This window comes from Tessaracoccus pujii (assembly GCF_055326215.1).
The window spans coordinates 69,977-81,956 of the sequence record NZ_JBUZNP010000002.1; the positions used below are offsets into that span (position 1 = coordinate 69,977).

The 11,980-nt window shown below is 67.5% G+C and carries 10 protein-coding genes and 1 tRNA gene; 3 read left to right on the plus strand and 8 right to left on the minus strand.

The window, feature by feature from the left end:
• Positions 1 to 41 precede the first annotated feature (41 nt).
• From smpB to prfB, 5 genes are all read right to left on the minus strand, one after another.
• Complete coding sequence (gene smpB / locus ACZK5N_RS02330; RefSeq protein ID WP_459019870.1) at positions 42 to 524, minus strand: SsrA-binding protein SmpB; 483 nt, start codon at positions 522 to 524, stop codon at positions 42 to 44.
• 19 nt (positions 525 to 543) lie between these two features.
• The gene (locus ACZK5N_RS02335; RefSeq protein WP_459019871.1) at positions 544 to 1,929 is read right to left on the minus strand and encodes a M23 family metallopeptidase; all 1,386 of its coding nucleotides are present in this window, start codon (positions 1,927 to 1,929) and stop codon (positions 544 to 546) included.
• A gap of 64 nt (positions 1,930 to 1,993) precedes the next feature.
• On the minus strand, positions 1,994 to 2,896 hold the full coding sequence (ftsX, locus tag ACZK5N_RS02340; RefSeq protein ID WP_459019872.1) for a permease-like cell division protein FtsX: 903 nt from the start codon (positions 2,894 to 2,896) through the stop codon (positions 1,994 to 1,996).
• 14 nt (positions 2,897 to 2,910) lie between these two features.
• Entirely contained in the window at positions 2,911 to 3,597 is a 687-nt protein-coding gene (ftsE, locus tag ACZK5N_RS02345; protein ID WP_459019873.1) for a cell division ATP-binding protein FtsE, read from the minus strand.
• 110 nt (positions 3,598 to 3,707) lie between these two features.
• Positions 3,708 to 4,820 (minus strand): peptide chain release factor 2, encoded by a 1,113-nt coding sequence (prfB, locus tag ACZK5N_RS02350; RefSeq protein WP_459019874.1) that lies wholly within the window; start codon positions 4,818 to 4,820, stop codon positions 3,708 to 3,710.
• Between the two features lie 74 nt (positions 4,821 to 4,894).
• Here prfB and ACZK5N_RS02355 point away from each other — a divergent pair, with 74 nt between their 5' ends.
• The 3 genes from ACZK5N_RS02355 to ACZK5N_RS02365 all read left to right on the plus strand — a co-directional run bounded on the left by ACZK5N_RS02355 (position 4,895) and on the right by ACZK5N_RS02365 (position 6,406).
• Positions 4,895 to 5,350 carry a GatB/YqeY domain-containing protein gene (locus ACZK5N_RS02355; protein WP_459019875.1) on the plus strand — a complete coding sequence of 152 codons (456 nt, stop codon included), beginning with the start codon at positions 4,895 to 4,897 and terminating at the stop codon, positions 5,348 to 5,350.
• A gap of 66 nt (positions 5,351 to 5,416) precedes the next feature.
• Positions 5,417 to 5,490, plus strand: a tRNA-Val gene (locus ACZK5N_RS02360).
• Between the two features lie 22 nt (positions 5,491 to 5,512).
• On the plus strand, positions 5,513 to 6,406 hold the full coding sequence (locus ACZK5N_RS02365; RefSeq protein ID WP_459019876.1) for a hypothetical protein: 894 nt from the start codon (positions 5,513 to 5,515) through the stop codon (positions 6,404 to 6,406).
• Positions 6,407 to 6,421: 15 nt separating this feature from the next.
• Here the strand turns inward: ACZK5N_RS02365 and ACZK5N_RS02370 are convergent, their stop codons facing one another.
• The 3 genes from ACZK5N_RS02370 to aceE are packed head-to-tail and all read right to left on the minus strand — an operon-like array spanning position 6,422 to position 11,932.
• Positions 6,422 to 8,632, minus strand: coding sequence for a 6-phosphofructokinase (locus ACZK5N_RS02370; RefSeq protein WP_459019877.1), 2,211 nt, complete (start codon positions 8,630 to 8,632; stop codon positions 6,422 to 6,424).
• The gene (locus tag ACZK5N_RS02375) at positions 8,629 to 9,105 is read right to left on the minus strand and encodes a DUF3052 domain-containing protein (protein ID WP_459020393.1); all 477 of its coding nucleotides are present in this window, start codon (positions 9,103 to 9,105) and stop codon (positions 8,629 to 8,631) included. Before ACZK5N_RS02375 ends, ACZK5N_RS02370 begins: the two co-directional genes overlap by 4 nt.
• 16 nt (positions 9,106 to 9,121) lie before the next feature.
• The gene (gene aceE / locus ACZK5N_RS02380; RefSeq protein ID WP_459019878.1) at positions 9,122 to 11,932 is read right to left on the minus strand and encodes a pyruvate dehydrogenase (acetyl-transferring), homodimeric type; all 2,811 of its coding nucleotides are present in this window, start codon (positions 11,930 to 11,932) and stop codon (positions 9,122 to 9,124) included.
• Positions 11,933 to 11,980 lie beyond the last annotated feature (48 nt).

An 11,980-nucleotide genomic window follows, 5' to 3' on the forward strand; every position in this document is an offset into this window, starting at 1 on the left:
GACCGCCGCCACACCGGGAGAATCCCTGATCGGACCCCGGTTCAGCCCCGGTTGTAGCGGTTCCGGGAGGCCAGGGCCCGTTCTGCCTCACGCTTGGCGTCGCGCTCCGCCAGCGCCTGGCGCTTGTCCCAGTCCTTCTTGCCGGTCGCGACGGCGATCTCCACCTTGGCGTACCCGTCATTGAAGTAGAGGGCCAGGGGAACCAGCGTCTTACCTGAGCCGTCGAGCTGCCGGGAGATCTTGGCGATCTCCTTGCGGTGCAGCAGCAGCTTGCGGGTGCGGCGGGCCGAGTGGTTGCGCCACGTCCCGAACTCGTACTCGGGGATGTGGGCGTTGATCAACCAGGCCTCGCCGTTGTCGTCGACGGTGGCGTACGCGTCCAGGAGCGTGGCGCGCCCGGCACGCAACGTCTTGACCTCGGTGCCGGTCAGCACGAGGCCGGCCTCGAACACGTCACCGATGAGGTAATCGTGCCGGGCCTTCTTGTTCTGCGCGATCAGCTTGCGTCCGGTCTCCCTGGGCATTCGCCCAGTATGACACGCCTCAGCCGAACCACTTCGTCATGGGATTGACCACCGAACCGTCCTGCCACACCATCAGGTGGAGATGACATCCGGTGGAGTAACCGCTGTCTCCGACGTAACCGATGAGCTGCCCGCGCGACACGCGCTGACCGACGCCCACGACGTAGCGCGTCGCGTGGTTGTAGCCGGTGGTGACGTAGTCACCGTCGATGAGGCCATGATCGATCATCAGCCGATTTCCGTAGCCGGCGTTGTAGTACCGCTCCGAGACCACACCGGCGGCCGCCGCCCTGATGGGCGTGCCGCAGGCCGCTCCGAAGTCTGTGCCGTCGTGCAGCTTCCAGTATCCGAGCACAGGATGCAGACGCATGCCGTAGGAGGACGTGATTCGCGCGGGTACGGGGTAGATGAAACCGGAACCGCTGGACGTCGCGGCTGGCTTCGCCGGGGCCTTGGCCGGCGCGGGGGCCGTCGACTTGGCGGCGCTGCGGGAGGCGGCCTGCTGGCGGGCCGCGGCGTCGCGGGCCGCCTTCTCTGCCGCGGCCTTTTCTGCGGCGGCCTTCTCCCGGGCCGCCTTCTCCGCCGCGGCCTTCTGTGCCGCGATCCGCTGCTGGATGCGCTGCTCCACCGCTGCGCTCTCGGCCGCGAGGGCGGATTGGCGGGCCTCCTCCGCGGCCAGCTGACCAGCCGCCGCGCGCTCGGCCGCGGCCGACTCCTCGACGAGCTGGGCCACCTGCACCCGGAGGTCGGCGGCTGACGCCGTCGCGGCCTCACTGGCCTTCAACTGTTCGGCGGCCGCAGCCCTGGCCTGCGTCGCCGCCTGCTCGGCCGCGTCCGCGGCCGCCTGCGCGTCCTCGAGCATGAGGCGACGCATCTCGAGTTCGTCGAGTTCCTTGGCCGATGAATCGAACAACGTGTCCGCCAGCTGCGCCCGCTGGTTGAGGTTGGACAGCGTCACGTCTGAGAACAGCAGGGCCAGATTGAGCAGTCCGTGGTTCTGCTGGGTGGTGACCAGGATCTCCTCGTCGAGGCGCCTGTTGACCGAGTCCAGCGCGGCGAGCGCTGCCGCGACATCCGCCTGAGCGCGGGCGAGGTCCTTTTCCGCCTGTTCCAGCTCGGCAGCGCGCTGCTGATCAAGTGCGACGGCCACGCGTTCGGCCGCCTCCGCCTTGGCGAGCTGTGCCTCGGCGGTGGCGAGGCGGCTCTGCGCGGACTGACGGGCGGCCACCGCGGAGGCCAGATCCGCGTTGGCGTCCTCGACGGCATCCGCCTGCGAGGCCAGCTGCTGCTGCAGCTCACGCTGCCGGTCATCGAGCTCGTCCGCCGGCGATGGCACAGCCAGCGAGGCGGTGAGCGCGATGCCGGCGATCGCGGCGACGATGCCGCGGGCGATCCTGGACGTCATTGGGTGGCGAGCATGGGGGACATGGGGAAGTTCCCGGTTCACGCTGGTCCCTCCTTTGGGGCTGCTAGATGCGCAGGTACTTTCTGGTGGCCAACAGCGTGGGAATGACCGACAAGGCGATCCCCACTGCCGCAATGGCCAGAATGGCAGTGACAAGGTCTCCCCAGCCAATCCACGGTAAAGCGGTGATTGAGGTTTGGGCGTTCTGCACGATGACCACCCAGTACCCGAGGGTGAGGGCACCGGAAGCCAGCAGGACGCCGATGAGGCCGGCGATGAGCGACTCCAACAGGAAGGGCAGCAGGATGTAGAGGTTCGAGGCACCCACGAGCCGCATGATGCCGATCTCCCGCCGGCGGGTGAAGGCGGCCATCCGGATGGTGTTGGCGATCTGGAGCGACGCGGCCAGAAGCAGCAGCGCACTCATAGTGATGGTTCCCCATTGCAGCGCGCCGAGCCATTTGAACATGGGCTCCAGCACGGTGTGCAGGTCCTGGACGTTCTGCACGCCCTGAAGCCCCTTGGCCTCACTGACCAGCCCGGCGTAGTTCTCGGGGTTGACCAGCCTGATCCGGAAGGAGTCCTGCATGTCCTCGGCGGTCCTGGAGGCGACCACCGGGGAGTCCTTGAACACGCGCTGGAACTCTTCGAAGGCGGCCTGCTTGGATTCGTAGACCACCTCGCTGACCTCCGGGTTGGCCTCCAGCGTCTGCCGGATCTGCTCCCGCTGCGCCTCGGTGGTGGCCTTGCCGGCCTCGCATCGTCCGCCCTGCGTGTTCTCGGTGCACAGGAACACCGAGATCTCGATCTTGTTGTACAGGCTGCGCTTGGCGAGGTCGACCTCCATGGACGTCAGCAGGCCGGCGCCGAGCAGGGCGAGCGAGACGCCCATGGTGACGATGACCGCAATGGTCATCGCCAGGTTTCGTCGGAGACCGGACCAGGTCTCGCGAAGGGAATGCCGCATGTGTCTCTCCGTCCCTACGCCGACCCGTAGATGCCCTTGGCCTGGTCGCGCACGAGCTCTCCGTCACGGAGTTCGAGCACGCGGCGGCGCATCTGGTCGACGATGGTCGAGTCGTGGGTGGCCATGATCACAGTGGTGTCGACCTTGTTGATGCGATCGAGCAGCTTCATGATGCCGACCGACGTCTCCGGGTCGAGGTTGCCGGTGGGCTCGTCGGCGATGAGGATCTTGGGACGGTTCACAAAGGCACGCGCAATGGCCACCCGCTGCTGCTCGCCGCCGGAGAGTTCCTCCGAGGCGCGGTCCGCCTTTCCGGCGAGACCCACGAGCTCCAGAGTGTCGGGCACGATGGACCGGATCTCCCTCGCCGGCTTCCCGATCACCTGAAGAGCGAAGGCCACGTTCTCGTACACGGTCTTGCCCGGGAGGAGTCGGAAGTCCTGGAACACCGTCCCGATCTGGCGCCGCAGCGCCGGGACCTTCCACTGATTCATGGTGCTGAGGTTCTTCCCCGCCACGTAGAGCGTGCCCTTCGTGGGCCGGTACTCGCGCAGGATCAACCGGATGAACGTCGTCTTCCCTGACCCCGACTGCCCCACCAGGAACACGAACTCGCCGCGACCGATCTCGAGGTTGATGTTTCGCAGGGCAGCGCGCTCCTGGCCAGGGTAGAACTTGGTGACGTCCTCGAACGTGATCACGCGGCACTCCGACGGTTGGGGAAGATCCTGAGAAACTCTCAGTTGAAACGCGAGTCTAGATCACCACTCAACGCTTGCCTAATGCAACACGCAGTGCGCGGGCGCTTGGATCAGGACTGCATCTCGCTCTGCTTGCGCCACCGGATGCCGGCGTCGATGAAACCGTCGATGTCCCCGTCGAACACCGCGTCCGGGTTGCCCACCTCGTGCTCAGTCCGCAGGTCCTTGACCATCTGGTAAGGATTCAGGACGTAGGAGCGCATCTGCGCGCCCCAGGAGTTCCCGCCGTCGCTCTTGAGGGCGTTGAGTTCCTTCTCCCGATCCTGGCGGATCCGCTCGAGCAGCCGCGACTGGAGAACCCGGAGCGCGGCCGCCTTGTTCTGCAGCTGCGACTTCTCGTTCTGGCAGCTCACCACGATGCCCGTGGGAAGGTGCGTGATGCGCACCGCGGAGTCCGTCGTGTTGACCGACTGTCCCCCGGGGCCGGAGGACCGGAACACGTCGATGCGGAGATCGGCCTCCGGGATCTCGATGTGGTCGGTCTCCTCCGTGACTGGGAGGACCTCGACACCCGCGAACGAGGTCTGCCGACGCCCCTGGTTGTCGAACGGGGAGATGCGCACCAGCCTGTGCGTGCCCTGCTCCACCGACAGCGTGCCGTAGGCGAAGGGTGCCTTCACCGCGAAGGTCGCGGACTTGAGGCCGGCCTCCTCCGCGTAGGACGTGTCGTAGATCTCGACCGGGTACCCGTGACGGTCCGCCCACCGCAGATACATGCGCATCAGCATCTCGGCGAAATCGGCGGCATCCACACCGCCGGCCTCGGCCCTGATCGTGATCAGGGCATCTCGGGGATCGTAGTCGCCGGAGAGCAGGGTGCGGACCTCCAGGGCCTCGATGTCCCGCGAGAGCTTGACGAGGTCGTTGACCACCTCGGCACGCGCGTCGGCGTCGCCCTCCTCATCGGCCAGCTGCATCATCATCTCGGCATCGTCGAGACGGCTGCGAAGCCTGATCAACTTGTCGACCTCGCCCTGCTTGGCCGACAACTGGGAGGTCACGCGCTGCGCGTTGTCCTGGTCGTCCCACAGATCGGGCGCGGCCACCTGCTCTTCGAGCGAGACGATCTCGGAGCGGAGCGTCTCGACATCTGCCACCGCCTCGATGGACGACAGGGAGCGAGCGAGTTCTGAGATGCGCTGGGAGAGATCATCGTGAGCCACAATCGACAATCCTACCTGCAGTTGCACCACCGTCGCCCTGCCACAATGGAGCCTCGACAGAGAAGAGGTGCCTGATGGCAGGGACGAAGGACCGGCTGAAGACGGATCTGGCGGCCGCACTGCGCGCCAGGGACGAGGTGGCCAAGACCAACATCCGGATGATGATGGCTGCCATCACCGTCGAGGAGGTGGCCGGCAGCACGGCGCGCACGCTGAGCGACGCCGAGGAACTGGCCGTCATCACCAAGGAGATGCGCAAACGCCGGGAGTCGGCGGCCACCTACGCGGACGCGGGCCGGGCGGACCTCGCGGACAAGGAGAACGCGGAGGCGGAGTTCATCTCGCACTATCTCCCCTCCCCCCTCACCGAGGACGAGCTGGTGGGACTGGTCGACGAGGAGATCGGCAAGCTGGCCGAGCCCCCCACGATGAAGACGATGGGCGGCTTGGTCAGGGCCGTGACGGCGCGCGCCGAGGGGCGGGCGGAGGGCAAGGTGATCGCAGCGCTCGTCCGGTCACGATTGGCCTGACCGGCGGTGGTCGCAATGGCGTGAGTGGCCCGGCCGTGGCCGCATTGGTTAGGGTTGGGTCATGACGGGCGCATAGCTCAGTTGGTTAGAGCACCTGCCTTACAAGCAGGGAGTCGGGGGTTCGAGTCCCTCTGCGCCCACCGTTTCGCGGGAGGAGGCGACATGTCCGAGGGCCGCCGCTTCCTGCCCCCCTCCCCCGACGACGATGGTGCCGGCCGTCCCGCACAGCGTGTCGCGGCCGTGTCGGCCCCGGAACCCCAGCCATCCCGTGGCGCCCGTCGCGCGATGCCCGCACCCGCGACGGACGACGGCACCCGTCGCGCCTGGACCTGGCTGATCACCCTCGGCGTGGCGCTGTCGGTCGCCGTGGCGGTCATGTTTCTCGCGTTCGGCCAGAGGGACCTCACCACCGCACCCACGACGACTGACCCGGCACCCTCTCCGGGCGCGTCGGGCTCCGCGTACGCATCAGGGTCAACCAGCCCCGCACCGTCGGCGAGTTCTGCGGCGCCCTCCCCCACGGCGTCGGACGCCGGCTCGACGTCGCCGCGGCCCACGTCCGCACCGACGCCCTCGCCGGAGGTGATCGATCTCGGCGATGCCACCGTGACCGTTCCCGCGGGTTGGGAGATCTACGCCGACGAACTGGTCCAGGATTCACGCCGGCTCGTGCGCCTCCGCGATCCCGCCACGGACACGCGGGTTCAGGCGGTCACCCTGACCAGCGTCGAGGGGGAGCTGGACCAGGCGTGCAGGGACCTCGTCACGGATCAGCAGGAGGGATTCGGCGGTGTCGCCGAGTCCGTCGTCATCGACGTGCCCCTCACCGGCGCCGCGGCCGCGGTCTCCTGCGCCTTCACCGGAACCCGGACGGCAGACGGCGTGGCCGCCAAGGTGGAGTTCACCCTCATCCGGCGGGACTCCGACAGCCAGTCGCTGCTGTTCCGCGACACCGTCGCCACCAGCCTGGCTCCCGACTCTCCCGCACTCGCCCAGCTCACGGCCATGGAGTGCGCGGCGGCCCGGAGCTTCGGTGTACTGATCGGCTCGTGTTAGCCGACTACCGGCCTCTCACTCCTGACCGGGACGGCGGCTCAACTGGTCGAACACCGAACGTAGTGTCATCCACCACTGATCCTTGGGGCGCTGCAACTCCCAGTCCATCGCATCGGTGACCTGCCGCAGGGGCGCCATCAGTCCGGGTGCGGCGCTGTGGGCGGCGACGTAGGTGGTGGTGCCCTCGCCGAGTTGCTGATCCAGGTTGATGATGGCCTGGTAGGCAAGGCGCGTGGCGTTGATCCGGTCGAAAGGCGAAGGGGTGCCACCCTGCTGGATGTGCCCGATCACCGCCTGACGCACGGAATAGAGCCCGTGACCCTCCGCCTCGAACATCTTGGCCAGGACATCGGAGGTGTAATGCTCGCTGGTCTCCTCCCCCATGACCGCCAGGTAGAAGCTCCGACCGGTCTCGAAGGCGTCGACGAGCGCCTCCACGTCGGTGGACAGCTCCTCCAGCGAGATCCCGGTCTCGGGCAGGTACGCCTTTTCCGCACCCCCTGCGATGCCCCCGAGCAGCGGAAGGAATCCGCAGGTGCGGCCCATGGTCTCGACGACGAAGGCGCGCTTGCTCGCCGACGCGGACATCCGCACCATGTCGATGGACTGTACGACCGTATTGAGGGCGGTGTCCGCTCCGACCGCCATCGGCCACCCCGGAAGGTTGTTGTCGATGCTCGCCGGCAGCAGCGCGATCGGGATGTTGAACGCCGGGTAGCGCCCCCGCTCCCGCTCCATCATGTCCACCGTCGCGTACGCGTGGAAGCCACCCATCACCAGCAGCGCGTCGATGCGGTTGTCCTCGAGGGAGCGCGCCATCTGGTACAGCTCGCTCTCCTTCGGGACGTAGCGGCGCGTGCCGAACGAGGCACCGCCCGTGTGGGCCATACCCTCGACGTCCGACCAGACGACCTCGTGGAAGTCCCCGTTGATCAGGCCCGGCACGCCACCCCGGATGGCGACCATGTCGTACCCGCGGTCCAGGCCTGAGCGCACCGCGACGCGCGCCAACTGATTCATGCCCGGCGCGAGCGCACCGGCGTGCATGATGGCGATGCGCTTCGCGTCGGCCGACGGCGCCACGCTGGGCGTCGCCTCCGACAGCATCCGGTAGATGTCGATCATGGTGGTGAAGCCGTGACCTCTGGCCTCCACCGCCGCGTCGTAGTCGCCCCGGGCGATGTAGTCACTGATCCGGTGGGTCGCCTCCACGGCTGCGAGGAGCGGCGTTCCACTCACGGCGTCGCGACGGACTCCCACAAGGACCGGCTCGGTGTCGTCGTCGGCCTCCAGCACGCGCCGCACGGCCTCCACTCCACAGGCGGTGGCCATCCAACGATCGTAGGCCGATGGCGTCCCACCACGCTGCACGTGCCCCAGGATGGTGATGCGGGCCTCCTCGCCCGCCTTCTCCCGGAGCACGTCACGAATCCGGTCCGCCGTGATGGGCGTGCCGTCCCGATCCGCCGCACCCTCGGCCACCACGAGGATCGAATCGCGCCTGCCGGCGGCGCGACTCCGGGCCAGCACCTCCACCATCCGGTCCTCCCAGCCGGGCCGCGGCGGGGACTCGGGCAGGAAGGTGTAGTCCGCACCGCCTGCGATCGCGCTCATCAGCGCCAGGTAGCCGCAGTGGCGTCCCATGACTTCGACGATGAACGTACGCCGGTGGGATTCGGCCGTCGAGCTGATCGCGTCGATGGCCTCGGTGATCCGGTGCAGCGCCGAGTCCGTCCCGATCGTCATGTCCGTCCCGGACATGTCGTTGTCGATGGATCCCACCATGCCGGCGATGTGCAGGCGGGGGTGCGCATCCGCCTGTTCCCGGGTGATGCGTCCCGATTCGGCCAGCTCCGCGACGTAGGCGGGCCAGCCCAGGCACAGGTGTCTGCTCCCCGTGAGCGAGCCGTCGCCCCCGATGACGATCAGCCTGTCGATGCCGCGCTCGATGAGGTTCTGCGTGGCCGTGATCTGCCCCTCGCGCGTCCTGAACTCCATGGACCGGGCGGTCCCGATGACCGTACCGCCCTTGTTGAGGATGCCTGAGACGTCACTCCAGCCGAGTTGCGCGATATGGTCCCCACCGGCGATGGCGCCCTGCCATCCCTCACGGATGGCGAAGACCTCAGCACCCGCGTGGATGCCGGTGCGCACGATGGCGCGCACCGCGGCGTTCATGCCCTGGGCGTCTCCGCCCGAGGTCATGACCCCGATCCGCTTTGTCACTTGCGTGAGCCCTTGGGGCGGACGACCTTGGTGGCCTGCCAGTCGGCGGCCACGTTGGCCGTCCTCGTGAGCGACAGGCCCGCGATGGTGACGCCCTCGGCCACCGAACTCGGCCCGATGAAACCTGGGCGTCCCACCTTCGGGGTCATCAACCAGATGTAACCGGAATCCGTGAGGTCCGTGAGGGCGTCGACGAGTCCGTCGGCCACGTCGCCGTCCTCGTCGCGCCACCACAGGATGACCACGTCGACGGCCTCGATGGGCTCGTCGATCATCTCCGCGTCGATGATGTCCATGACGTCGTCACGGAGATCAGCGTCCACGTCCTCGTCCCATCCCAGCTCTTGCACCACCAAGCCAGGTTCAAGCCCCAGAAGCTCTGCTCCGGTCACTCCTTCATTGGTCGATGCGAGGCCCTTGCCGTCTGCGTTGTCCACGGGCCCAAGCCTGCCAGATGGCTGAGGTTCTCGCATCACGCCCCCGACAAAGCTAGGCGTCCCCGCCTGCATTGCCGGACGAGCCGGCTGTCACATCGTCGAGCCTGTACCTGGCTGCCGCCTCGGTGGCCCACTCCTGCGGGACCTCACCGGCCGCGGCGAGGCGCTGCAGAACTGCCACCGCGATGGACGGCCCGTCGATGTTGTAGAAGCGACGGGCCGCCGCGCGGGTGTCGGAGAAACCGAAGCCGTCCGCGCCCAGCGTCATGTAATCCCGCGGGACCCACTGCCGGATCTGATCAGGGACGGCGCGCATGTAATCCGACACCGCGACGACCGGGCCGGCTGTGTCGGCGAGCTTCTCCTCCACCCAGGTGCGCCCGTGGTCCGTGAAGGGCTCGGCGAACCTCTTCTCATCGAGGTCGAGACCCTCCCGCCTCAACTCGCCCCACGATGTGACGCTCCACACGTCCGCCACGATGCCGTTGTCCGCCTTGAGGATCTCCTGCGCCTCGAGCGCCCACGGGAGGGCGACGCCGGAGGCCAGGATCTGAGCCCTGCGCGCATCCGGCCCGACGCCCTCGCTGTTGCCTGCCTTGTACCGGTACATGCCGCGCAGGATGCCCTCCACCTCGATGCCTTCGGGCTCCGCGGGCTGCACCAGCGGCTCGTTGTAGACGGTTAGGTAGTACATGATGTTCTCCGGGTTCTCCCCATACATCCTGCGGAGGCCGTCCTTGATGATGTGCGCGATCTCGTAGCCGTAGGCAGGGTCGTAGGACACCACCGCAGTGTTCGTCGAGGCGAGGATCGGGGAGTGTCCATCCATGTGCTGCGTGCCTTCACCCGTGAGGGTGGTGCGGCCCGCGGTGGCGCCGATGAGGAATCCCCGTGACAGCTGGTCCGCCGCCGCCCAGATGGCGTCACCCGTGCGCTGGAACCCGAACATGGAGTAGAACACGTAAATGGGGACCATGGGCTCGCCGTGCGTGGAGTACGCCGACCCGGCGGCCGTGAAGGCCCCCAACGACCCCGCCTCGTTGATGCCGGTGTGCAGGATCTGCCCCGTCTTGGACTCGCGGTAGCTGAGGAACAGCTCGTTGTCCACCGGCGTGTAGTTCTGGCCGTGGGGGTTGTAGATCTTGATGGTGGGGAAGAACGCGTCCATGCCGAACGTTCGTGCCTCGTCGGGGATGATGGGGACCACCCGTGGCGCGAACTCCTTGTCCCGCATCAGGTCCTTCAGCAGGCGCACGAACGCCATCGTGGTGGCCACCTGCTGATTGCCGGATCCCTTGCGGGAGGACTCGTAGGCCTTCTCCGCCGGCAGCGAGATGAACTTCTTGTCCCCGCGACGCTCCGGCACGTACCCACCCAGCTCGCGGCGGCGGTCCTGCAGGTACCTGATCCGGGGATCCTCCTGCCCGGGATGGATGTAGGGCGGGCGGTACGGATCCGCCTCGAGTTGCTCGTCGGTGACGGGGACGTCCACCCTGTCCCGGAACGCCTTGAGGTCGTCGAGCGCCAGCTTCTTCATCTGGTGGGTCGCGTTGCGGCCGGCGAAGTGCTTGCCCAGGAAGTAGCCCTTGATGGTGTGGGCGAGGATGACGGTGGGTGCGCCGGTGAAGTCGGTGGCCGCCTTGTAGGCCGAGTACACCTTGGTGAAGTCGTGACCGCCGCGGGTGAGCCGCCAGATCTCCTCGTCCGACCAGTCCTTGACCATGGCCGCGGTCCTCGGGTCACGGCCGAAGAAGTGCTTGCGGACGTAAGCGCCGTCGTTGGCCTTGAAGGTCTGGAAGTCTCCGTCGGTGGTGGCGTTCATGAGGTTGACCAGCGCACCCTCGGAGTCGTTGGCCAGTAGCGGATCCCAACCGCGGCCCCACACCACCTTGATCACGTTCCAGCCGGCCCCGCGGAAGAAGGCCTCGAGCTCCTGCATGATCTTGCCGTTGCCGCGCACCGGGCCGTCGAGACGCTGCAGGTTGCAGTTGACCACGAAGGTGAGGTTGTCCAGCTCGTCGTTGGCCGCCAGTTGCAGGACGCCGCGCGACTCGACCTCGTCCATCTCCCCGTCCCCGAGGAAGGCCCAGACACGCTGTTGGGAGGTGTCCTTGATGCCGCGGTTGTGGAGGTACCGATTGAACTGGGCCTGATATACCGCGTTGAGGGGTCCCAGCCCCATCGACACCGTCGGGAACTCCCAGAACGAGTCGAACTGGCGCGGGTGCGGATAGCTGGGCAGCGCCCGTAGCTCGCCGTCGACGTAGTGCGAGTGCTCCTGGCGGAAGCCGTCGAGGTCCTCCTCGGCGAGGCGCCCCTCCAGGAATGCGCGGGCGTACATGCCGGGCGACGCGTGGCCCTGGAAGAAAATCTGATCGCCGCCGCCGGGGTGGTCCTTGCCACGGAAGAAGTGGTTGAAGCCCACCTCATAGAGAGTGGCGGACGAGGCGTACGAGGCGATGTGCCCACCCACGCCCACCCCAGGACGCTGCGCCCGGTGGACCATCACGGCGGCGTTCCAGCGCAGCAGGCGGCGTACGCCGCGCTCCAGGGTCTCGTCTCCCGGGAAGGCCGGCTCGGTGGTGGCGGGGATGGTGTTGACGTAGTCCGTGCCGGTGAGGGACGGGACGCCGATCTGCCGGTCCCTGGCGCGTTCGAGGAGCTTGAGCATGACGTAGCGGGCTCTGTTCCGGCCCCCCGCGTCGATCACGCCGTCGAGGGACTCGAGCCATTCAGCGGTCTCCGCCGGATCGATATCGGGCAGGTTGGTGGGCAGACCGTTGAGGATGGGTCCGACATCGTGCTGGCTCACGAAAGTTCCTCTCGATGAAACAAAAGCGGCGGCACGCGCAGCGGGGCCCATGCCGGATACCCACCCTAGCGCGAGGCTCTGACGGATTCCTGGCTCAGG

What these genes read in the sequence shown, in the direction of transcription:
- smpB (WP_459019870.1), bottom strand. Translation starts at nt 524, where the DNA reads ATGCCCAGGGAGACCGGACGCAAGCTGATCGCGCAGAACAAGAAGGCC.
- ACZK5N_RS02335 (WP_459019871.1), bottom strand. Translation starts at nt 1,929, where the DNA reads ATGACGTCCAGGATCGCCCGCGGCATCGTCGCCGCGATCGCCGGCATC.
- ftsX (WP_459019872.1), bottom strand. Translation starts at nt 2,896, where the DNA reads ATGCGGCATTCCCTTCGCGAGACCTGGTCCGGTCTCCGACGAAACCTG.
- ACZK5N_RS02355 (WP_459019875.1), top strand. Translation starts at nt 4,895, where the DNA reads ATGGCAGGGACGAAGGACCGGCTGAAGACGGATCTGGCGGCCGCACTG.
- ACZK5N_RS02365 (WP_459019876.1), top strand. Translation starts at nt 5,513, where the DNA reads ATGTCCGAGGGCCGCCGCTTCCTGCCCCCCTCCCCCGACGACGATGGT.
- ACZK5N_RS02375 (WP_459020393.1), bottom strand. Translation starts at nt 9,105, where the DNA reads ATGCGAGAACCTCAGCCATCTGGCAGGCTTGGGCCCGTGGACAACGCA.
- aceE (WP_459019878.1), bottom strand. Translation starts at nt 11,932, where the DNA reads ATGGGCCCCGCTGCGCGTGCCGCCGCTTTTGTTTCATCGAGAGGAACT.